Origin of the sequence: Actinomyces oris, assembly GCF_001553935.1 — a bacterium.
Taxonomy (GTDB): Bacteria; Actinomycetota; Actinomycetes; order Actinomycetales; family Actinomycetaceae; genus Actinomyces; species Actinomyces oris_A.
In genome coordinates this window covers 1,540,110-1,563,321 of the sequence record NZ_CP014232.1, presented here as the reverse complement: position 1 = coordinate 1,563,321, position 23,212 = coordinate 1,540,110, and the positions used below count along the sequence as shown (strand labels likewise).

General features: G+C 70.3%; 13 protein-coding genes. 9 read left to right on the top strand and 4 right to left on the bottom strand.

The window, feature by feature from the left end; translation table 11 throughout:
* The first annotated feature begins 242 nt into the window (after positions 1 to 242).
* Positions 243 to 1,376, top strand: coding sequence for a DUF1972 domain-containing protein (locus tag AXE84_RS06415; RefSeq protein ID WP_060958190.1), 1,134 nt, complete (start codon positions 243 to 245; stop codon positions 1,374 to 1,376).
* Complete coding sequence (locus AXE84_RS06410; RefSeq protein ID WP_060957265.1) at positions 1,373 to 2,548, top strand: glycosyltransferase family 4 protein; 1,176 nt, start codon at positions 1,373 to 1,375, stop codon at positions 2,546 to 2,548. Before AXE84_RS06415 ends, AXE84_RS06410 begins: the two co-directional genes overlap by 4 nt.
* Positions 2,549 to 2,638: 90 nt before the next feature.
* Here AXE84_RS06410 and AXE84_RS06405 read toward each other — a convergent pair whose 3' ends face one another.
* The 3 genes from AXE84_RS06405 to AXE84_RS06395 form a co-directional block, all read right to left on the bottom strand.
* Complete coding sequence (locus AXE84_RS06405; RefSeq protein ID WP_010613857.1) at positions 2,639 to 3,544, bottom strand: NodZ family protein; 906 nt, start codon at positions 3,542 to 3,544, stop codon at positions 2,639 to 2,641.
* Positions 3,545 to 3,669: 125 nt separating this feature from the next.
* Positions 3,670 to 4,404 carry a CDP-alcohol phosphatidyltransferase family protein gene (locus AXE84_RS06400; RefSeq protein ID WP_010613856.1) on the bottom strand — a complete coding sequence of 245 codons (735 nt, stop codon included), beginning with the start codon at positions 4,402 to 4,404 and terminating at the stop codon, positions 3,670 to 3,672.
* A gap of 169 nt (positions 4,405 to 4,573) precedes the next feature.
* Entirely contained in the window at positions 4,574 to 5,833 is a 1,260-nt protein-coding gene (locus tag AXE84_RS06395; RefSeq protein WP_060958189.1) for an oligosaccharide flippase family protein, read from the bottom strand.
* 718 nt (positions 5,834 to 6,551) lie between these two features.
* Here AXE84_RS06395 and AXE84_RS06390 point away from each other — a divergent pair.
* The 4 genes from AXE84_RS06390 (at position 6,552) to AXE84_RS06375 (ending at position 15,782) form a co-directional block, all read left to right on the top strand.
* The gene (locus AXE84_RS06390) at positions 6,552 to 8,009 is read left to right on the top strand and encodes a sugar transferase (RefSeq protein ID WP_060957264.1); all 1,458 of its coding nucleotides are present in this window, start codon (positions 6,552 to 6,554) and stop codon (positions 8,007 to 8,009) included.
* Positions 8,009 to 8,449 (top strand): adenylyltransferase/cytidyltransferase family protein, encoded by a 441-nt coding sequence (locus AXE84_RS06385; protein WP_060957263.1) that lies wholly within the window; start codon positions 8,009 to 8,011, stop codon positions 8,447 to 8,449. The genes AXE84_RS06390 and AXE84_RS06385 overlap by 1 nt, the downstream gene beginning before the upstream one ends.
* Positions 8,446 to 14,736: an Ig-like domain-containing protein gene (locus AXE84_RS06380; RefSeq protein WP_081093103.1), complete on the top strand. Its 6,291-nt coding sequence runs from the start codon at positions 8,446 to 8,448 to the stop codon at positions 14,734 to 14,736. Before AXE84_RS06385 ends, AXE84_RS06380 begins: the two co-directional genes overlap by 4 nt.
* A gap of 80 nt (positions 14,737 to 14,816) precedes the next feature.
* Positions 14,817 to 15,782, top strand: coding sequence for an AAA family ATPase (locus AXE84_RS06375; RefSeq protein WP_003787581.1), 966 nt, complete (start codon positions 14,817 to 14,819; stop codon positions 15,780 to 15,782).
* A 13-nt stretch (positions 15,783 to 15,795) separates the two neighbouring features.
* On the opposite strand, the gene AXE84_RS13285 is transcribed toward AXE84_RS06375, so the two are convergent.
* On the bottom strand, positions 15,796 to 16,044 hold the full coding sequence (locus AXE84_RS13285; RefSeq protein WP_236750231.1) for a hypothetical protein: 249 nt from the start codon (positions 16,042 to 16,044) through the stop codon (positions 15,796 to 15,798).
* On the opposite strand from AXE84_RS13285, the gene AXE84_RS06370 reads away from it, so the two are divergent.
* Genes AXE84_RS06370 through AXE84_RS13000 form a run of 3 tightly spaced genes read left to right on the top strand, consistent with a single transcriptional unit; the run spans position 16,037 to position 23,204 of the window.
* Positions 16,037 to 17,176, top strand: a complete 1,140-nt coding sequence (locus AXE84_RS06370; RefSeq protein WP_236750217.1) for a DUF58 domain-containing protein — start codon at positions 16,037 to 16,039, stop codon at positions 17,174 to 17,176. The genes AXE84_RS13285 and AXE84_RS06370 overlap by 8 nt on opposite strands.
* The gene (locus AXE84_RS06365) at positions 17,173 to 19,755 is read left to right on the top strand and encodes a transglutaminase domain-containing protein (RefSeq protein ID WP_060957261.1); all 2,583 of its coding nucleotides are present in this window, start codon (positions 17,173 to 17,175) and stop codon (positions 19,753 to 19,755) included. The genes AXE84_RS06370 and AXE84_RS06365 overlap by 4 nt, the downstream gene beginning before the upstream one ends.
* Positions 19,752 to 23,204 (top strand): RDD family protein, encoded by a 3,453-nt coding sequence (locus tag AXE84_RS13000; RefSeq protein WP_167542048.1) that lies wholly within the window; start codon positions 19,752 to 19,754, stop codon positions 23,202 to 23,204. The genes AXE84_RS06365 and AXE84_RS13000 overlap by 4 nt, the downstream gene beginning before the upstream one ends.
* Positions 23,205 to 23,212: the final 8 nt, after the last annotated feature.

Here is a 23,212-nt window from a genome sequence, read left to right as displayed (position 1 = left end):
CGCCCCGCAGGAACCTGCGACCTCATGGGCGTGAGCCCAGCTCTTGGCCGCCTCGCCCGTCGTCTCATCTCCGTCATCACCGTCACCATCGCCCCCCCATCAGCCTCCTCGACGATCCTCCGCCGTCGTCGTGACCGGTAGTCGCATCGAGGGGGATCATTGGTTCCCATCCCTGAGCGGCCCCGCCGCCCTTTGAAAGGACTCCGTTGACTGCTGTGAACCCGGACAGGCTCCGTATCGCCATGATCGGGACGCGAGGCGTCCCCGCCCGCTACGGAGGTTTCGAGACCGCCATTGAGGAGGTCGGCCGGCGTCTGGCCGACCGCGGTCACCAGGTCCTCGTCTACTGCCGCAACCCTGAGCCGGACACTCCGCTTCCCAACACCTACCTGGGGATGCGGCTGGTCGAACTGCCCTCGGTGAAGAACCGCAGCCTGGAGACCCTGTCCCACACGGCCCTGTCAGTGGCCCACCTGCTGCGGCGCACCCACCCGGACGCGGCCTTCGTCTTCAACGCCGCGAACTCCCCCTTCCTGCCGGCCCTGCGCGCCGCACGCATTCCGGTGGCCACGCACGTCGACGGCCTGGAGTGGCGCCGCGGTAAGTGGGGCCCCACCGGCAAGCGCTACTACCGCGCCGCCGAGGCCCTGGCCGTGCGCTACTCCGACGCACTCATCGCCGACGCTCAGGGCATCGCCGACTACTACACCGAGGAGTTCAACGCCCCCACCGACCTTCTCGCCTACGGGGCGCCCCGCATCTCAGCGGACACCTCGCGCCTGGCCGAGCTGGACCTGGGCCCCAAGGGCTTCCACCTGGTGGTGGCCCGCTTCGAGGTGGAGAACCACGTCGACGTCATCGTGGAGGGCTACGTGCGCTCCGGGGCCACGCTGCCGCTGGTCGTCGTCGGCTCGGCCCCCTATGCCGACGACTACACCGCCCGCATCCAGTCACTGGCTGACGACCGGGTCCGTCTGCTCGGCGGCCTGTGGGACCAGGATCTGCTCGACGCCCTCTACTCCGGCGCATTGGTCTACTACCACGGCCACTCCGTGGGCGGCACGAACCCCTCCCTCCTGCGCGCCATCGGCGCCGGGGCTGCAGTGGACGCCTTCGACGTCTCCTTCAACCGCGAGGTCCTGGGCGAGGCCGGCCGCTACTGGTCCACGCCCGAGGAGGTGGCCGCCCTGGTCGTCTCCGCCGAGTCCGACGTCGAGGCCCAGAGCGCACGCGGCGAGGAGTCCCGCAAGCGAGCGGCCCTCTACGACTGGGACGAGGTGGCCTCCGGCTACGAGGCCCTGGCCCGGCGCCTGGCCCTCGAGGGCCCCGTCCGCCAGCGCCCCTCCGGGCGTCGCACCGGAAAGGCCGGCTGGTGAACCGGGGCGGGACGGGCAGCACCCGCACCGGTGCCGTCCGAGTCCTCGTGGCCCACCCCTCCCCCGACCTGTACGGCTCGGACTGGCAGCTGGTGGAGACCATTCACGGACTCATCGAGACCAGCCACGAGGTCCTCGTGGCCCTGCCGCAGGACGGCCCCCTGGTGGCGGTGCTGCGCGACGCCGGTGCCCGCGTGGCCGTCATGCCCTTCACGGTCCTGCGCAAGGCCCTGCTGAGCCCCACCGGCCTGGCGAAGCTGTCCGCTCAGGCCGCCCCCGAGGTCGCCCGCCTGCGGTCGGTCATCCGTGCCAGCCGCGCCGACGTGGTTCTCAGCAACACGGTGACGATCCCCTGGTGGCCGGTGGCCGCGAGCGCGGCCGGCGTGCCGGTGCTGGCCCACGTGCATGAGGCCGAGGACACCCAGCGCCGGATCATCCGCACCGGGCTCAACGCCCCGCTGCTGGCGGCCTCCCGGATCGTGGCGAACTCCGGGGCGGCCCGCGACGCGCTCCTGGATGCTCAGCCGCGACTGGCCTCGCGCACGGAGGTGGTCCACAACGGGGTCGCCGGGCCGGACCAGCCTCTGGAGCCCCTGCGCTCCAGGCGGCCCGGGGACTCCTTCCGTGTCGCCATGGTGGGGCGCCTGTCCCCGCGCAAGGGCGTAGACGTGGCTCTCGACGCCGTCGGGCTGCTGCGCCGCTCGGGGGTGGATGCCTCCTTAAGCGTGTGCGGCTCGGTCTTCCCGGGCTACGAGTGGTACGAGGCCGAGCTGCGTGAGCGCGCCGGTCAGGAGGACCTGGAGGGGCACGTCGAGCTGCTGGGTTACGTGCACCCCACCTGGCCGGTCCTGGAGGCCGCCGACGCCGTTGTCGTGCCCTCCCGGGCCGAGCCCTTCGGGAACACGGCCGTCGAGGCGATGCACGCGGCCCGGCCGCTGGTGGCCTCCCGGGTCCAGGGCCTGGCCGAGGTCGTCACCGACTCGGTGACTGGTCTGCTCGTGCCCGCTGACGACGCGCAGGCCCTGGCCGATGCCCTCGGCTCCCTGGCGGCCGACCCGGACCTGGCAGCCCGGCTCGCCGAGCAGGGCGAGCGCGAGGCCGCCGAGCGCTTCTCCGTAGCCGGGTACCGCGCCACGATGACGCGGATCATCGACGAGCTCGTCAGGCGCTGAGGCCCTGGTCCGCCGGGTCGGGCGGGAGCACCCCTCCCGCCCGACCCCGCCGGCAGGCGTCCCGCCGGCTGATCGAGGTGCGGGGCGGCGTCAGCGCAGGGCGGGGCGCAGCGGGTCCTCGGCCAGCCCCAGGGAGAGGCTGAACTCGCCGTCGAGGGGCTGGTCGGGCCGCTCGAAGGGGACAACGCCGTTACACAGGAAGACGGCCATCTCCACGAAGCTGGAGAAGGAGGCCCCAATGAGGTGCTGGGAGCTGGCCAGCAGATAGAGGTCGACCAGGCCCGAGCGCACGCCTTTGACGGTGTTGTACCCGCCCTTGTCGGTCAGGAAGACGCAGCCGTCGAACTCACCGGCCAGCTGGTCCTGGGCCTCGGGAGTGTCGCAGGACAGGAAGAAGGGCACGTCGGGGTGGTCGGCACGGATCTGGCGCATCCGGTTGGCGAACCACTCCACCGGGGAGGACTCGATGGTCTTGGCGTGGGAGACCGCGTGGGTGCGCACCTGGATGCCGACGTAAGGGCGTCCCCGCAGGTGGGCGTCGTAGAGGGAGCGGACCTCGTCGGCGATCTCGTCAACCGGGGTGAGCTCGCGCAGCCGCTCGGTCCAGGGGCGCGGCCCGGCGGGCGCCCTCCCCTCCGCGGCGCTCCCCTTCCAAGCCGGGTCCTCCCAGGTGACGGGCAGGCCGTGGGAGTGGATCTGCCACAGGTGGCGACGGCGCAGGTCGGCGGTGATCCGAACCCCCTTGGGCTGACGGTAGCGGGCCACGGGCAGGAGCGCCCGGGAGGTCAGGCGCGACACGGAACTCCCCCCTTCAAAGCGCCACAGCTCATCCATGCGGGGGCCGAAGTACTCGTCGGTGCTCCACACGTAGTAGAGGTCGCGGTCCTCGACCCGGGCGAGCTCCTGGGCGGACAGCAGCGCGCGCACGCGGTTGCCCAGCCCGTCCTTGCGTCCCGTATAGACCAGTAGCGCCTTGCGGCCGGTTAGCAGAGCCATAAGATTCCTTAACAGATATGAGGGGGAATAGATGGAGATCCCAGCGGGAGTGCCGGTGATCGGTTCACCGCAGCCCGTCACGGGCCGGCCTCACCACACCCGACGAGGCCGACGGCGGCGAGGGCCTACTGGAGGTCGTTACGCAGGTCTCGGTACCACTTGGGCAGGGCCAGCGCCACGTAGCCCGCGTAGCCCAGGAGCATGATGCCGTACACCCACAGGAAGACCGTGGGCGCGAAGCGGGTCATGAGCACGAAGCACATGAGCCCGTAGTCCGTGGGAGCCGACAGGACCGACTTGAGAATGCCGGGGCGAGACTCGTCCTTAGCCAAAGGCGTCCCACCGTGATAACGCAGCTGATACGTCAGGATGTAACTGAAGAAGTGAATATTCTGAACCGCCCCGAAAGCCAGCGGAATAAGCAGGACCGGGGACGGTAATTCTGTAAAACGGAACAGCGAGATCGCAATGGCCCCGTGAATTGTCGAGAGCTTGATAACGTCGGCGACGTGATCAAGCCATTCACCGGCTTTGGAACCACCGTTGCGTAATCTCGCCAGCTGCCCGTCAGCGGCGTCGAGCGCGTATCCGAACATGAGCAGCAGGGCGGTGGCGACGGCGGACACGACTGTGGGACGCCACAGGGCGATGAGGGCGATACCGCTGTAGGTGCACAGTGCCGACAGGACCGTCACCTGGTCCGGGGTCGCGCCCAGCCGGTGGGCGATCGCGGCCAGGACCCGGCCCGCGGGGCGGTTGATGATGCGGGAGTAGAGGGGGGCACCAGCCTTGGACTTCTGAGCCCGGGACAGGGCCCTGATGTTCTCGGCGATGGTGGGGGAACCAGCGGGGGAGCTCATGAGGCTTCTCCTTGAGCGGGGCCCGGGAAGCCGGGCCGGGTGGTGGACAGATGAGGAACGGCGAGAGGAGGGAGTCGGGGGACGTGGCGCAGCGGTCGAGCATCGGGACGCGATGTCAGCTCCCGGGCTGCGCGAGCCGGCTCGGTACCGACTGCCGACGAGGAGGGGCTCACTGCTGGGCCAGCTCTCGACGGCGCCTGGCCACGTCCCGGCGCACCCACCAGGCATACGGGAGGATCTGGCACAGGACCACCGAGATCACGGAGCCCAGGATAGGCCCGGCGGCGTCGAAGGGCCCAATGAGGACCCAGGAGATGGCGAGATTCATCGGCACCAGGATGAGCACCGGGACGACCTGGAACTGCAGGCCGCGCGGATCGGTCATGTACATGCCCAGCGGCTGCTTGCCGGCCTCGACGGCGACATAGGCGGCGAAGGCCCACACGAGCGCGGCCGGCAGAACGACCTCGCCTCCGGACATGACCCGAGCGGCCCAGGGCGTGATGGCGACGAGGACAAGAGCCAGGAGGAAGCCGCCCCCACTGAAGGCGATGGCCGGCTTGAAGGGGCTCTCGACGCGCTTGTCAGCCCGGGCTCTGGCGAACATGGGCCACATGGCCACGCCGGCCGCCATGACGGTCTGGGTGAGCATGTTGAACAGCCTGTTGGCCAGGCCGTACTCGGCCAGGGCCTGGGACTGCCCCAGGTGGGACAGGAGGAGCTGGTCAGTCTGGAAGGCGATCGGGATGGCCAGGGACTGCAACAGCTGGGGGCCCGCGGTGTTGACGATGCGCACGCCGCGCACGCTGCGCAGCCGCGGCACGTCCCTCAAGGCACCCTTGAACAGGGGGCGGGTGGCACGCCAGGCGACGACGATGCAGATGACCGAGACCAGGGCGTTGGCGATGTAGGAGTAGATGGACACGGCGTTGCCGCGGCCCAGGCCGGTGACGATGGCCAGCAGCAGGAAGCAGGACATGGCCGGGGAGACGATCCCCTGGCTGATGACCTGGGTGGTGGAGCGCCCCAGGCCGATGATGACCCGCTGCCCCACGGACAGCGGCAGAGCCGCGGCGTAGATGATGAGACAGACGGTGGCGGTGAGTCCGCCGCCCTCCATGAGCTTGCCCCCCAGCAGCCCGGGCCAGGCGCCCAGCAACAGGATGACGATGCCGACGGTGCTGATGACCAGGGCGGAGCCGAGCAGCACGCGGACGGCGGTGGTGATCGTGCGCCGCACGGTCGAGTCGTGGGCCGGGTCGGTCGAGCTCGCCACCGTGTTGAGGATGACCGCGCCGATGCCCAGGTCGGTGAAGGGCATGAGGGTGGGGAAGGTGGCCAGCAGACCGTACTGGGCGAAGGCGTCCGCCCCGAAGTGTCGAATGATGAGACTGGTGTTGACCAGGCCGAAGACGCCCGAGACCCCCATGACCACCACCTTGGCCACGGCTGTGGTTCCCACAGATGACCAGCTGGCGCCCGACGACGACCCCCGCTTGAGGACCCCGCCGAGCCGCCGCAGCAGCGAAGGACGCGAGGCGCGCGACGGGACGGCCCCATCACTCACCTCAACCCCCGAGAGGCTTGCGGCGCCTGAGCCATCCGCAGGTCGCCCCCACTCAGCGGCACCCGCCGGGGCGCCGCCGGCGGCCGGTTGCGCCCCGGCCGACTCGGAAGCCGACCGGGGCGCCGAAGAACTCGACTGGGTCACGTAGCACTCCTGATGTTGTAGGAAGGTCACAATCCGGCATCGGAAAGACGCCCGAAGACAGGCACGAGAGTAGACGCATCAGGACCGGTGACCTGGTATCTTTTGTTTATCGTCTTGTGACATAGACGGTCCCCCACCCACCCTCCTTGGCACAACCCCAGCAAACCGGCCCTGACCTGCAACAACGCCGCCTGCTGGAAGAACTCTGAAAGGTCCCTCAGAGGCGCATTGACACCTCCATATCGTTGTGCACCTGTAACATACAGACATCTCAGAAACCTCTCGACTCCTCATCTTGCCCCTGCGATCTTGGCCACTTCCCACAAATAACGTCCGCAAGACTTAGTAGCATTCTAAAACGCTGCTGTTCACGACGTCCCGTCAGCACTAGCCGACCAGTTATTGCCCACCCACGATCATCCCTGCGGAGTCCACCTTGTCTAGTTCGACCCTGACACTGCCCCAGCGCGAGCAGCACCGGCGTCCCTCGACAGCAGCAGCAGCCGACGCCACCTCCCCCACCGCTCCGCGCAGTCCTTGGGCACGCACGCGCCACGACCTCGTCATCTGGCTCGTCCTGTCCGACCTCTTCGCCGTCGCCGTCCCCTTCTGGCTCGGCCTGCTGGGCGGCCACCTGCCACTGGTCTGGTCCGCGACCACCGTGGGCATCACGATGGTGCTCATCGCCTGGTTCCTGGGCGCTCTGGGCATCGACACCGTCGAGCAGGCCGGCCCCGGCACGGGCCGCTTTGTCGCCGCGGCCGCCGTGAGCCTCCCAGTGGCCCTGCTGCTGGCAGACCTGTCCGGAGTCGCCCGGACCACCCTGCTGGCCACTCTGGCGGTTCAGCTCCTCCTGGCCGTCACCGGACGCTCCATCGAGGCCGGCTGGCTGCGCCGCCGCCGTCTCGAGGGGCACGCCCTGCGTCGCACCCTCATCGTTATGGGCTCGGGCTCCCAGCCCATGCTCACCCAGTTACGCCGCCACCCCATGGACGGCTTCCTCATCGTGGGCTACCTGTCCTCCGGGCAGGACCGCGCCTTCCACTCGGCCGAGCCCGTGCGCAGCCCCCAGCACATCGCCCAGACCCTGCACGCCGAGCGCATCGACGCCGTCATGACGGTCGGCTCGGTCATCCCCGAGGATCTGGTCACCCTCATGCGCGGTCTGGAGGGCACCCAGGTGCGCCTCGTCGTCGCCCCCGGGCTGCAGGACGTCGTGCCCGGGCGTATGCGGGCCCTGACCGTGACGAACGGCTGGACCGGTCTCATCGCCGTCAAGACCCGCCGCACGCGTGCCGCGGGCAAGGCCCTGTTCGACCGCCTCGCCGGCGCCTTCGGGCTGGCCCTCATCTCGCCGCTGCTGGCGGCCACCGCACTCGCCATCCGCCTCGACTCCCCCGGTCCGGTCTTCTACACCCAGACCCGCGTCGGCCAGGACGGCAAGCCCTTCACCATGTGGAAGTTCCGCTCCATGTACATCGACTCCGACGCGCGCCGCGCCTCGGTGGTCAAGGCCGGCGGCGACGCCGGCAACGAGGTCATGTTCAAGGACCGTCAGGACCCGCGCATCACCCGCGTGGGCCGCTGGATCCGCCGCCTGTCGATCGACGAGCTCCCCCAGCTCATCAACGTCGTGCGCGGGGACATGAGCCTGGTGGGGCCCCGCCCCGCACTTCCCGTCGAGGTCGCCAAGTACGACGCCGAGGCGCTGCGTCGTCTTCTGGTCAAGCCCGGGCTGACCGGCCTGTGGCAGATCTCCGGACGCTCGGACCTGTCCTGGGCCTCGACCGTGGCCCTGGACCGTCACTACGTGGAGAACCGGGGCGGAGCCCTGGACGCCAAGATCTTCGCCGGAACGCTGCGCGCGGTTATCGGCGGAAAGGGAGCCTACTGATGATCACCGGCTACGTCCCCGGCGGCTTCGACATGCTGCACGTGGGGCACCTCAACATCCTCACCGAGGCGGCCAAGCGCTGCGACCACCTCATCGCGGGGGTCGCCACCGACGAGTCGCTGGAGCGGATGAAGGGGCGCAGCCCCATCGTGCCCCTGGCCGAGCGCATGGCCATGGTGGCCGCCCTGCGCATGGTGGACTCCGTGGTCCCCGACTACGACCAGGACAAGCGCCTGGCCTGGAAGCGCTCCCCCTTCGACGTGCTGTTCAAGGGCACGGACTGGAAGGGGACCGACAAGGGCCGCCGTCTGGAGGCCGAGATGGCCGAGGTCGGGGCCTCGGTGATCTATCTGCCCTACACACCCACCACCTCCTCGACGATGCTGCGACGCACCCTCGTCCAGGAGGTCGCATCCCGTAGTCCTCAAGAGGCCCAGTGACCACTTCACGCAACGACTTCGAGACGCCCGACACCCCGTCGAGCAGTATCGACTCCGCCGCAGCCACCTCCGGTGCCGGTGACGGCGGAAGCAACCGATCCGACTCCCGCACCGCTCAGACCGAAGCGTCCGCCGCGGACCGTCCCGGTCTGCTCGCCCGCGCCGCCGGCGCCCTGCGCCCCCGGCGACGGAGCCGGGACTCCCGATCCGACGACGTTCAGGACGTCGGCTCGGGCCTGACCTCCGGCACCACCACCTCCCGACTGGCCGCGACCTTCCGCATCCCCCAGTCGCGCGCCCAGCGCGTGCGACTGCGCAAGCGCCTGTCGACGCTGGCCGCCGTCGTATGCGTCACCGCCCTGGGAACGGCCGCCTGGCTCCACGAGGGCGTGGCCCAGGCCGACCTGCACCTCAACGACGGCGGCGTATGGGTCACCTCCACCTCCAAGCACCTGGTGGCCCGCCTCAACTACCCCTCCCGCGAGGTCGACGGCGCGATCCGCACCTCCTCATCCTCCTTCGACGTCACCCAGAACGCCGAGGACATCCTGGTCCCCGACTCCGGCGACGCCTCCGTCTCCTCGGTCGATCCCTCCCAGGTCGCCTTCTCCGGGCGCACCCAGCTCACCAAGGGCGTGACCATCGCCCAGGGCGGGGACCGGGTCATGGCAGTCGACAAGGTTCAGGGCACCATCCGCGCCGCCAAGGCCAAGGAGGCCGGCTCGCTGGCCGCGGCCGCCCCCGTGGTGACCGGCATGCCCGACGTCGTGGCCGCCATCGGCAAGGACGGTGCCATCCACGCCGTCTCAGCCACCAGCAAGTCGCTGGTCTCCCTGGAGACCAGCGACAAGGGCTGGAAGGAGGCCACGAACACCTCCCTGAAGCTGACCGCCGGGACCGATCTGGCCATCACCGCCGTCGGCGACCAGCCCGTGGTCCTGGAGCGCGGCACCGGCATCCTCCACCTGCCCGAGGGCAAGTCCGTCAGCCTGGGGACCTCCGGCCTGGTGCTCCAGCAGCCCGGCCCCGAGGCGGACTCGGTCCTGGTTGCCTCCCGCAACGAGCTCATCTCCGTCCCCATGGACGGGGGCAAGGTCACCAGAACGCCGTCGGCCAAGGAGGGCTCTGCCCCGGAGGGCGTGCCCGCCCAGCCGGTGCGCCTGGGCAAGTGCGTCTACGCGGCCTGGTCCGGCTCGGGCCAGTTCGTGCGCAGCTGCTCGGGACTGTTCGGCGGCGGCACCGACACCGCCCACGACGACAAGCTCGCCTCCTCCTCCGCCCCGATCTTCCGGGTCAACCGCGACGCCATCGTGCTCAACGACCTGGACACGGGCTCGGTGTGGCTACCCAACGAGGACCTCGTCCTCATCGACGACTGGACGGACAAGACCGCCCAGACCGACGACAACGCCGATCAGAAGGACGACTCGGCCAACACCTCGGACTCCCAGACCCCGCCGGAGCGCACCGAGGAGAACCATCCCCCCAAGGCGGCCGACGACAGCTTCGGCGTGCGCCCGGGCCGCTCCGCGCTCCTGCCGGTGCTGGCCAACGACTCCGATCCCGACGGTGACGTCCTCACCGCCACTCCCCAGGACAACGGCGGGTCGCTCAAGGCCACCAAGGCCCAGGGCGGACTGGCTCTGCGGATGGACATCCCGGACAACGCCTCCGGCAGCTTCTCCGTGCCCTACACGGCCGACGACGGCCGCGGGATGAGCGACTCCGCCGTCGCCACCGTTGACGTCCACGGCTGGGACGTCAACGGCGCCCCGAAGCAGATCACCACCCCCACCCTCACCGTCGCCGAGAAGGCCTCCGGCTCCCTGGACGTGCTGGGCCACTGGCTGGACCCCGACGGGGACGACCTCTACCTGGTCTCCGCCCAGGGCGAGGGCCTGGACACCAAGGTCTCCAACGAGGGCACCGTCACGGTGCGCGAGCTGGGCGCCGGCACCGGCACCCGCGACCTGACCGTCACCGTCTCCGACGGCCGGGAGACCACCTCCGGCGTGGTCAAGGTCGACGTGCAGCCGGCCCAGTCGGCCAAGCCGATCGCCAACGCCGACCACGTGCGCGTCGTCGCCGGCTCCAAGACCGTCGTCTCGCCCCTGGACAACGACACCTCCCCCTCCGGGGGGACCCTGCGCCTGGCCGCGGTGCAGGAGGCCCCGGCCGGAACCTCGATCAGCATCGACCAGCAGGCCGGTGTCTTCACCTTCTCCACTGAGGCCAACGCCCAGGCCCAGACCTACTACCTCACCTACGACGTCATGGACGGGGCCAACACGGCCCAGGGCATCGTGCGCGTGGACGTCACGCCCAAGGCCGACGCCAGCGTGCCTCCCGAGGTCGAGAACGACACCGCCCTGCTGCGCAACGGCGGCTCGACGACCATCGCCCCGCTCACCAACGACTTCGACCCCTCCGGGGGGATCCTGGTCCTGCAGTCGGTCAAGACCCCGCCGGACTCCGGGGTCACCGTCACGGTCGTGGACCACTCCCTGCTGCAGATCAGCGCGGCCAGCACCGTCCCGGCCAACCTGACGGCGGAGTACACGGTCACCAACGGCACCTCCAGCGCCACCGGGAAGGTGTCCATCGTCCCGGTGACCCAGTCCCAGCCCCAGCCACCGGTGGTCACCAATGACACCGCCGTCGTGCGAGCCGGCGACGTCGTCACCGTGCCGGTTCTAGACAACGACTCCTCCCCCGCCGGTCTCAACCTGTCGGTGGACTCCCAGGTGAGCCTGGTGGGCGACGAGCTGGGCACCGCCTGGGTCAGCGAGAACACCGTCCGCTTCCGCGCCGGCAACCAGCCTGGCCGCACCTCCTACGCCTACACGGCCAAGGACGACCAGGGCCAGACCGCCTCGGGCATTCTCACCGTAGAGGTGCGCGCCCAGGACGCCGAGCACAACTCCGCGCCCTCACCGCGCAACCTGGAGGCCCGCACCCTGGCCGGCTCGGCCACGAACATCACCGTGCCGCTGGACGGCATCGATCCCGACGGCGACTCGGTGAGCCTCGTGGGCCTCAACCAGGCCCCCTCCTTGGGCTCGGTGGAGATCAACTCCTCGTGGCTGACCTACACGCCCTCCGAGGGGGCCACCGGCACCGACACCTTCACCTACGTCGTCGAGGACCGCTTCGGGGCCCAGGCCACCGGTACGGTCCGGGTGGGCGTCGCCCAGGCCTCGCCCCTCAACGTGGCCCCGGTGGCCACCGACGACCTGGTCGTGGCCAAGCCCGGACGCACCGTGGCCGTGGACGTGCTGTCCAACGACCTGGACACTGACGGCGACAGCCTGTCCCTGGAGGGCGACCCGGTCTCCTCCGACCCCTCCCTGGGCGTGTCCACCCGCGCCGGCCGCCTGGTGCTCGACCTGCCGGAGAAGGAGGGCAACCACTCGGTCACCTACACCGTCTCCGACGGACGCGGCGGCACCGACACCGGCACCGTCACCGTCCAGGTCTCGAACAACGCACCCCTGGCCAACCCGGTGGGCGTGGACGACTACGTCACCGTCGACCAGGTCGACGCCAATGGCAAGGTCACCGTCCCGGTCCTGGACAACGACAAGGACACCGACGGCTCGCCGTGGGACCTCAAGCTGTCCTCCTCCGACCCCGACGTCGAGGTGGGCAAGGACTCCCTGAGCCTCACGGTGGGCGAGACCCAGCGGCTCGTGCTCTACACGATCACCGACGCCGACGGGCTGACCGGCCACGCCGTCGTCGTGGTGCCGGCCCGCTCGGCCCTGCGGCCCCGCATCAACCCCTCGGCCGTGCCCGCCCGGGTGCTGGCGGACAAGACCACCGACATCAGCCTGTCCTCCTACATCCTCACCCGAGAGGGCACCAAGCCCGTCATCTCGGACACCTCCTCCATCCACATGGCCAAGGGCACCAAGGACGCCAAGGTCGCCTCGGGCGGGTCCACGCTGTCCTTCACCCCCGACTCGGGCTTCACCGGGCAGACCTCGGTGACCTTCACCGTGGCCGACGGCACCGGTTCGGACGCCCTGAGCTCGACGCTCACGCTGCCGATCATCGTGGAGTCCTCGACGAACCGGCCGCCGACCTTCACCCCCACCGAGGTAACGGTGGCCCCCGGCGAGGGGGCCGTGACGGCCAATCTGGCAGCCATGGCCACCGACCCCGACCCGAGTGACAAGCTCTCCTTCCAGGCCGGTCCCGCCCCCGCGGGATTCGAGATCTCCCTGAGCGGCTCGACGCTGTCGGTCAAGGCCTCCGACAAGACCGCCGAGGGCACCACGGGCTCCATCCCGATCACGGTCTCCGACGGCGTCAACCCGCCGGTGAGCGCCTCCCTGCCTGTGCGGGTCAGCGCCTCCAACAAGCCCCGCATGACCACCGCCCCGATCAACCTGGAGTCCCGCAACGGCGAGGCGGTCAGCACCGACGTGTCCAAGGCGGTGAGCAACCCCTTCCCGGACAAGCCGATCACCCTGTCCGGCACCCCGACGATCACCTCCGGCCAGGGCTCGATCAGCGCCTCGGGAACCACCGTGACGATCACCCCCAACAGCGGGTTCCACGGCACCATCACCGCGCAGTACAAGGTGCTGGACTCCACCGGCTCGGAGTCCCGGGCCGTCACCGGCACCATCACCGTGCAGGTCGGTGGGGTGGCCCCCGCCGCCCCCTCCGGGGTGAGCGTGGCCCCCGTGGGCGCCGACTCGGCACGCGTGTCCTGGGCCGACGGCTCCGCCAACGGCTCCCCCATCACCGGCTACAAGGTCAGTGTCAACGGCACCGAGCAGTCCTGCTCGACCTCGAACTGCCTCATCAGCGGCCTGACGCCCGGTCAGAGCTACAGCATCCAGGTCGTGGCCACCAACAAGTACGGCGACTCCGAGGCCGCGACGGTGTCCTACCAGCACAACGCCACCGCTAAGACCCCGGCTGCGCCAACACTGACAGCCGGCTCGGGCAAGGTCACCGCCACCTGGACCGAGGTGGACGACCCCTTCGGGGGCACGACGACCTATGACGTGCGCCTGTCGGACGGCAGCGTGCAGACGGGCGTCTCCGGGAGCTCGGCCTCCTTCGACGTCGCCCCGGGACGCGCCTACACCGCTCAGGTGCGCTCCAGGTCCAGCCAGGGGACGGTCTCGGAGTGGTCCTCCCCGTCCAACTCGGTGACGCCCTACGGCGAGCCCGGCACCCCCGGGACTCCCGTCATCACCCCCAACGGGGACACGGTCACCATCGGCTGGCAAGCCGCTAACGGCAACGGCAGCCCCGTGAGCTACACGCTGCACTACTCCAACGGGCACACCAGCGACTCCAAGAACGTGGGAGGAGCCACCTCCACCACGGTCTCGGTCTCGCGCGGGACCTGGACCTTCTGGGTCGAGGCCGACAACGGTCACGGCACCAAGACCTCGGGCCAGGCCAGCTACGCCTACAAGCCGACCCCGCTAACGCCGTCGACCCCGGCCGTCAAGGCCACCGGCAACAGCGGCGAGCTGTCCGTGAGTGCCTCACCCCGCGCCGGCAACGGCTGGAGCGTGGGCGAGCTGACGGTGGAGTACTCCGTCGATCAGGTCACCTGGACCAGCTCCTCGACCATCCGGGGACTGACTGACGGGCATGCCTACACCGTCTACGCCCGCACCAACGGCGGCGGCCAGTACTCCGACGTCGTCGCCTCCTCGCCGGTGGCGCCCTACGGCCCGCCGTCGGCTCCCTCGGTCAGCTGTGAGCTCACCGGCAAGAAGCAGAAGAAGGTCTCCTGCTCCTGGAACCCCGGGGCCAACAGCGGCGCCGGCGCCGAGTACGAGCAGACCGACGACGGCGGCAAGTCCGTGGAGAACGTCGAGATCGGTGACACCTATGACGGCAAGCTCAAGCGCGGTGAGTCGCTCACCTGGTGCGTGCGGGCCCGGACCAACGCCGGTACCTCCGAGTGGGGCTGCGACACCGTCACCCGGCCGTCCAAGCACGACAACGATGACGACGATGATGACGCTGACAAGAAGCAGGCCTACCCGGTCGGCACTGAGCAGCAGTTCTACGTGGACTACACGCAGAGGTGCCACCCCTTCGGCCCCTGGGGCACCTGCTACCAGATGGTCTTCGACATCTCCGGAAACCCCAACAGCACCGTGTCCTGCGGCTACTGGTACTGGGACACCTGGAACTGGCAGCCTGCCTGGAACGAGGAGGAGATCGCTCTCGACAAGAACGGCTACGCCCGACACACGTTCCCGCACAGGACGCCGAACTGGGACCAGACCATCACCTGCACCCAGCAATAACCGGTTCATTAACCGGATCGATGCCCAGTACGCAACAAGTCACACACCCACCTCTCTCCACCCGAAGGATCATTGATTCCATGCCGATGACTCCCGAGAACGCGACATGGTTCGCTGACGCCTTCTCCACCATTGTCAACAACGTCGGTCAGGCGCTGCTCGACAAGGAGGACGTAATCAAGCTGGCCCTGACCACCATGCTCTCCGAGGGCCACCTCCTGCTCGAGGACGCTCCCGGCACCGGCAAGACGGCCCTGGCCCGGGCCCTGGCGGCCTCGGTGCAGGGGACGCACTCGCGCATCCAGTTCACCCCCGACCTGCTTCCCAGTGACATCACGGGTGTGACGATCTACGACCAGAAGACCGGCACATGGGACTTCCACGCCGGCCCGATCTTCTCCTCCATCGTCCTGGCCGATGAGATCAACCGGGCCAGCCCCAAGACCCAGTCCGCCCTCCTGGAGGTCATGGAGGAGTCCCAGGTGACCGTCGACGGCGTGCGTCATACGACCGAGCGCCCCTTCATGGTCATCGCCACCCAGAACCCCATCGAGCAGGCCGGCACCTACCGCCTGCCCGAGGCCCAGCTCGACCGCTTCCTCATGAAGACCTCCGTGGGCTACCCCAACCGGGAGGCGCTCACCCGGATCCTGTCCAGCTCGGCCCACCCGGACCGCTCCAAGAGCCTGTCCGCGGTCGTGGCCTCCTCCGTGGTGGCCTCCATGGCCGACCTGGCCGCGGAGAACCACATCGAGAACTCGGTACTGGACTACATCGGAGCGCTGGTGGAGGCCACGCGTGCAGCCGACGAGACCCGCATGGGCGTGTCCACCCGTGGCGCCATCGGCATGGCTCGGGCCGCCCGGGTGTGGGCGGCCTCCCAGGGACGCAGCTACGTCCTGCCCGACGACGTCAAGGACCTCGCCGAAGTCGTGTGGGCCCACCGCCTGGTCATGGACCCCGACGCCGAGTTCACCGGCGCCACCGCCTCCGGCGTCATCACCGCCGCCCTGGCCCAGGTCCCCGCCCCCACGACCCGCGACTGAACCGCATGACGCCTCAGACGACGTCAAAGAAACCTGCCCGCCAGGCCCGTCCGGGCTCGGCGGGCCGGTCCGGCGCATCCACCTCCTCCGCCGCGGCCCCGACATCCTCGGGGACGCCGGCGTCCGCGCAGTCCGCGTCGTCGGCCGCGTCGTCGACCTCCGCGAGCGAGGCCCTGAGCGCCAGGCCCTCGCAGTCCCGGCTGACCGCACTGACCGCACTGGCCGCGGCGGCGCTGCGGCCACTGCGCTGGCTGATGCACACCGTGACCCCGATCGGATGGGGCAGCCTGGTGCTGCTGGCGGCGTGCGGACTGACCGGGGCCGTCATGGGCTGGCAGGAGGCGTGGAGCGCCGCGGCCGCCGTCGGCATCGTCGCGGTGAGCGCCTGGCTGTGGCTCATCCCCCGCCGCGGCTACTCGGTCAACCACAACCTCCTCGAGCCCCGCGTCACCGTGGGCGACCATGCCCTCATCCGCCTGACCGTCACCAACCCCCGCACCCGGCCGCTGCTTCCCTCGCGCATGGAGATGCCGGTGGGGCCGGGGCGCGCCGTCTTCGTCGTGCCGACCCTGACCCCCGGGGCCGTCCACGAGCGCGGCTTCGTCCTGCCCACGCAGCGCCGCGGCATCGTCACCGTCGGCCCGGTCCTGGCGGTCCAGCGCGATCCGGTGGGGCTGCTTCAGCGCGAGCGCTCCCTAAGCACCCCGCAGCATATCCACATCCACCCGCGCACCGTGCGCCTGGGCACGGTCCTGCACGGTGTCCTGCGGGACATCGAGGGCGCCGTCACACAGGACCTGTCCAGCTCCGACGTCGCCTTCCACGCCCTGCGCGAGTACGTCCCCGGCGATGACCGGCGCAACGTCCACTGGCGCACCACGGCCCGCACCGGCCGGCTCATGGTGCGTCAGTTCGAGGAGACCCGCCGTTCCAGCCTGCTCGTCCTGCTGTCCACCCGCCAGGAGGACTATGCCGGCGAGGAGGACTTCGAGACCGCGGTGTCCATCGCCTGCTCACTGGCCATGGACGCGATCCAGGACGGGCGCGAGGTCCGCTTCATCACCCAGATCGGGGCCCTGCCCACCTCCTCCGCCCTGCGGATGCTGGACACGTCCTGCCTGCTGAGCACCGGTGAGGACGACTTCGGCTGTGACCTCCTGGTGCGACACGCCTGCACGGCGCACCCCGATGCCTCTATCGTCGTCCTCGTCACCGGCCAACAGGTGGACCGCGCCGTGCTGGCCCGGGCTCGCGGCTTCGCCCCGCTGCCCATGGTGACCGTTGCCCTGCGCGCGGGCCAGCACGGCCTGTCGCGCCACCACGCCGGAACCATGCCGGTCGTGGACATGGACCGTCTTGAGCAGCTTCCCACCGCCCTGAGGCGAGCACTATGACCCCCACGACGACCCTCACCACCGCCTCCCCCCGCACCGCGGGCTCCCCGATCTCGGGCGCCTCGCCGGCCGGGGCGTCCTCTCCGGCCGAGGCCCCCTCACAGGTCACCGCCGCGCCCTTGAGCGGCTCGGACGAGTCCGTCTCCTGGTCGACGGCGACGTCGTCGCGCACGCGCAGCCTCTACAGCAACGAGACGACGCGTCGGGCCCGCTCGATCACCGGCGCCGGCCCGCTCCTGTCGCGCCCCTCCCGGCCGGCCCTCTCCGCCCGCCGCTTCCTGCCTCCCCGGCGCGGCACCAAGCCGCCCACGCTGGCGGCCGCGACCCTCGAGCTGGTCCTCATGGCCGGGATCCTCGCCATCGGTGCGGTCCCTTTCCTGCCGGTCTTCGCCTCCGTGGCAGGCTGCCTGGCCGTCGGCTACGGCGCACTCTTTGGCGCCCTGACCTCGTTGGTCTGCTCGCGCCTGCGCCTGTCCGTGCTGCCGAGCATGGCGGCCCTGGCACTGGTCCACGTCCTGGTGGCCCCGTGGCTGCTGACCGATGTCGGCTCCGGGACGACGGCGATCAAGACGGTGCTGGGCTCCACGATCACCGTATGGCGAGACGCCCTGACCGTGCCGATGCCGCTGAGCTCCTTCAGCGGCATGACGGTGCTGCCCTGGTTGACCGGGCTGGTGGTCTCAGCGCTGGCGACCCGCCTCATCCTGGCGGGCCGTGAGGTCCTGGCTGGCCTGATCCTGGCCTGCCTGCCCGCCGTCGGCATCGGCTGGGGTGGGCAGGAGGCCGTGCGCCCCACCGTGCTGGGCGTCCTGTTCGTCGTCGGGATCCTGGCGCTGTGGACCTGCGGTTCCCTGCGGCAGCGGCGCAGTCACGTCGTCGAGGCCCTGGACCTGAACTCCTTCTCGACGACCTCGGGCACCACGAGCGCCCGCTCCACCGGGGACCTGGGTCGGGCGGCCCTGCGCGGGACGGTCATCGCCGCCGTGCTGCTCCTGGTCACCTCCCTGGCCGCCATGGTCCTCACCCCCACCGTCCCCACCTCCCGGACGGTGGTGCGCGACCTGTTCCAGCCGCCGCTGGACGTGACCGAGTACGCCAGCCCACTGTCCCTGGTGCGCACCCTGGAGACCGACAAGGCCCACACCCGGCTCATGAAGCCCATCAACCTGCCCTCAGGCGGACGCATCCGCATCGCCGCCCTGGACTCCTACGACGGGCTGTCGGCCCACATCGGCCAGAACGAGAACGGGCAGTCGCGCTTCGAGCGCATCGGTGACAAGACCCAGCTGACGGCCAGCCGGCTCGACGGGCGCAAGCAGACCTCCTCCCTGACCATCGAGGACTACAGCTTCCCCTGGGTGCCCACCATGCCCGAGACGATCCGCATCGAGTCCTCCGGGCCACGTCAATCGGCCCTGCGCGAGGGCATGTACTACGACAAGTTCTCCTCCACCGGGATCGCCACCAGCGGCCTGGCCTCGGGCGACGTTCTCACCGAGCGGGTCGCCCCCTACACCGCACCCTCCGAGGCCTCCCTCAACAAGGCCTCCCTGGCGCAGACCTCACTGGGACCGGTCGAGCAGGTACCGTCGTCGGTGGCCTCCCTGGCCAAGGAGATCGTCGGAGCCGAGTCCAACCCCATCGCTCAGATCCGGGCGCTCCAGCAGCGCCTGCGCACGAGCTACTACTCCGACGGCACCAAGAGCCCCTCCCAACCCGGGCACGGGGCCGCCCGCATCGCCTCCATGGTGGAGGCCGACTCCCTCATCGGCGACGACGAGCAGTACTCGGTGCTCATGATGCTCATGTGCCGCTCACTCAACATCCCGGCCCGCGTCGTCATGGGCTTCGACCCGGCCACCGACGGCGATGCCAAGACCGTCACCGGCGAGGACGTCAAGGCCTGGGTGGAGATCCCCTTCGAGGGGCTGGGCTGGGTGTCCTTCGACGTCACGCCGGACCGCGACCAGGTTCCCCAGCAGCAGACCACCCAGAAGGTCTCCAACCCCGAGCCCAACGTCCTCCAGCCCCCGCTGCCCAACGAGGACCCGGCCCAGCTGCCCCCCAACTACGAGGACCCGCAGCGCGACGACCCCCAGGACAAGGACAAGGGCGGTCTGCCGACCGCGGTCATCGCCGTCGGAGGTTCCATCCTGGCGATCACGATGATCGTAGGCTCGGTCCTGGGGTGGAAGGCCTGGCGCCGCCGCCGCCGGCGCGCACGCACCGGTGTCGGTAAGGCCCTGGGGGCCTGGGAGGAGATCCTCGACCGGGCCCGCGACCTGGGACGCTACCCCGGGTGGGGAGCCACTCGGAGGGAGGCGGCTGCGCAGCTGGCTCCTCACTTCCCGCAGGTCGATCTGCCTCGATTCGCCGGAGCAGTTGACACCCAGGTCTTCAGCTCCGGGGAGCCGCCATCGTACGCTCTAGGGGAGTTGTGGGAATCCTCAGATGCGATCGTCCGCTGCATGGGGGCGGAGCGCTCGCGCCTGGGGCGGGTATGGGCCCGTCTGTCCCCGCGCTCCCTCGTCCATCCCGCCGGCAGGCGGTCACGTCCCCCCAGGAGGTTGCGGTCATGACGATCACTGCTGACGCCCGTAGCAGCGCTTCGACCGCTGCGGGCCCACCGGCGTCCTCCCGTCGGTCCGATGACGCGACGCGCACCGACGTCGTCAGTCCGTACGGCACGGCGCCGAGCACCCCCGATTCCCCGCACGGCGACGGCTCCCGGGGCTCGGAGCCAGGTGCGGCCCGGACGTCCTCGCACACGACCTCCTCTGCGCACCGCCGCCTCCCCCCGGCCCCGGTGCGGGCACGCGTGGTCGCCGGGGTCATCGATCTCGTCATCGGCTCACTTCTGGTGGGGGGCCTGACCGCCGTCATCTGGCGGGTGGGCGGCCGCCCGGTGCTGACCAGTGGACTCATCGCCTTCGGGCTGGTCGTCGGGGCGCGCTGGCTCACCATCGCCGCCACCGGCTGGTCCCTGGGCGGGAGGCTGCTCAGAATCCGCATGCTGGGGGCCCGCCACCAGACCCCCTCACCTCTGGGTTCCTTCCTCCACGCCGATCTCATCCTGGCCGTCAGCATCACCACGCTCGGCCTGGGCACCATCGCGCTCATGCGTACGGCGGCCGCCGACCCCGAGGGGCGCGGCTGGCACGACAAGCTCTCCGGGATGGCGCTGCTCAGCGCCCGCAGAACGAAGCGTCCTGCGCGGCCCGTCTCCTCGGCGACCGAGCCGCAGGGGCGCCCCGCCACCGAGCCCGACTCCTCCAGCCCCCGGGCCGATGCCGGGGCCGAGGCACCGGAGGCATCCTCCGCCCAGGACATCGGTGAGGCGTGGGATGCTGCCAGGCGCGCCTCCCTGTCCTCTTCCGAGTCTCCTTCCGGCGGGCAGAGCACCACGAGCCAGGAGCCCGCCGCGGCCCCCTCCTCTCCGGCCGCTGAGGCACCAGACGAGTCCGCCTCCCGCACTCAGCACTCCGAGCGGGCTGAGCGCAAGGCTGAGAAGAAGGCTGGGAAGGCGGCTCGGGGCAAGAAGGCCAGGAAACGCGGCCCTCGTCCGGGCTCGACACGCGCACGCTCAGGTCAGGAGGCGGCACAGGAGGCGCAGCAGGCCACCACGGCGGGTCCCCAGAGCAGCACCGAGGCCGGCGCCACCGAGTCCTCCGGCAGGAGCGCGCACCCGACGACGTCGGATCCGGTCTCCTCCTCGATCCGTCGGCCCCGCCCGGCCCGCCCGGGGCGACCCGCACGCCATGCTGGTCGTGCCTTGAGTACTGGCTCGTCGAGCGGCTACGCATCAACGGCCTCAGAAACCTCCGCCGAGGAACAGGCCCTGAGCACAGCTGCCGCGGCGACCACAGCCACGTCTCAGAGCGCGGCCAAGGCCACCAAGGCGGCGACCGTCTCATCGTCGGCCTCTGCGAAGTCGGCGGCCTCCGCCGGTCCGGCGATCGTGGAGACCGACGCCCAGGCCGTTGCCGTCGCCTCCGCCACCCCTATGGACCCTCAGGCATCCGCTGCGATGGCTGCAGCCCGGGCCGAGTCCCGGCCGGCGGTGGAGAAGTCCTTGAGACCCCCGACGGGGCCGGTCGACGAGGACGCGGTCGCAACCGCCCCCGAGGCCCTGGAGGACACCGAGGCGGCGACTTCCCCCACTCAGGAGGACACGGAGCCGGCACCGGCCACCCCCACCGAGGCCACAGAGCCGACAGCGGACGACACGGCACCAGCGGCATCATCAGAGCCGATCAGCTCGGCACCGGCCGAGGAAGCCGAGGAACCAGCTGAGGAAGCCCAGGAGGCGGCTGACGAGCACGCCGAGGAACCGGTCGAGGAACCGGTCGATGAACCGGCTGCCGACGTCGAGGAACCGGTCGATGAACCGGCTGCCGACGTCGAGGAACCGGTCGAGGAACCGGCTGCCGACGTCGAGGAACCATCCAACGAGCCGTCCGAGGCGGACGTCGAGGAGCCGCAGGCAACCGCATCATCGAGCTCCGACGACGCCGCGTCGCAGCAGCCCTCGCCGATGGACACCGAAACCGCTACGCTCGACGTTGTGGAGGACGCACCGTCTCAGCCCACGGATGACACCGACAGCCGGGGTGACGAGGCCGAGAAACCCTCGACCCATGCGCCGCCCTCATCTGAGCACCCGGCCGATCAGCAGCAGTCCGAAGCGACGACGCCCTCAGCGGAATCCTCCAAAACTGCTGATGATTCCGAGGCATCCCAGTCCTCCACGTCGCACGATGCGACTTCCACACCACAAGTCCCGCGCTCACAAGCCACAGAACCCGTAACATCACAAACGATGGAACCACGACACGCCCACGCCCAGCGCTGGAGGATTCAGCCCGGTCACACCGGCAAGAAGGCCTCCGGCTCGTCTGCTGCACCTACCGAGGATCAGCGAGAGTCGGTGTCACAGCCCGGCGTTCCTCGTCGCGAGAGCCTCTTCACCACCGAGCGGCAGCGCTTCGCTGCCGGAGCCGGCCCCGTCCCGGAGGTCGCGCACACCTTCGACACCTCCAGCATCCTGCCCTCGGGGGACCGCAACACGCAGGCCCTCATCGACTCGGTGCCCTGGTCCTCGGTTCCCACCTCGGTTGATGCCGCCACGGTGGACTCCCTGCCGGAAGGGGTCGTCGTCTCCGACGACGGCCTGCCCCAGCAGCCGACGACGGTTTCGGCGCCTGCGCAGCACGCCTCCCCGATGGACCTGACCAACCCCGCCACCGTGCCCGGTGGTGTCCCGGCCGCCTCGGAGGGCACGGCACACCCGACCGTGCGCAGCCACCGCAGCCATGCTCGGAACTCCGCCGGCAGTGCGACGAGTGCGGCCGTCCCGGAGGAGACCCCCTCGCGCCGGCCTCACGCCTCACACCGTTTCGCGGGGCCGGGAATCCCCTCGCCCACGGATGGACGCGCCGTCCCCAGTGAGTCCCGCAGCGATGCACGCGCCGCGGATGCCGGCACCGTTCGTCACGAGCGCTCCGCCTCCGTTCAGGCGCCGGAGCAGCCCCGCACGGGTGTGTCCAGGCGCAGTGCAGGCAGCGTGCCGGAGGCGGCCACGCCGGTCTCCTCCCCCGCTGCAGGTGCCTCCCGGTCCCCGCTCACCCCGGTTCCTGACGCGAGCGCCCAGACTGCCACGCCGTCGCTCCCGTCGGCCTCCTCGGCCGCTCCGGCCCTGTCGGTACGTCTCGTCCCGCTGCTGGGCGGCAACCCGATCCTCATCCACGAGCCCACGGTGGTGGGCCGCGACCCCGACAACATCTCGGCCTACCCCGGGGCGGAGCGCGTCGCTCTTGACGATCCCACCCGCTCGGTGTCCAAGACGCACGCGGCGATCTTCCCGCTGCTGGACGGAGTGTGGGTCACCGACCTGCACTCCACCAACGGGACTCGGGTGGAGTACCGCGATGGGCGCACCGTCGAGGCCGTTCCGGACAAGGCCCTGTCCGCCCTGGAGGGCAGCACGATCTTCTTCGGCCGCATCGCCTTCAAGGTGGAGGTCGTCTGAGTCCCGCA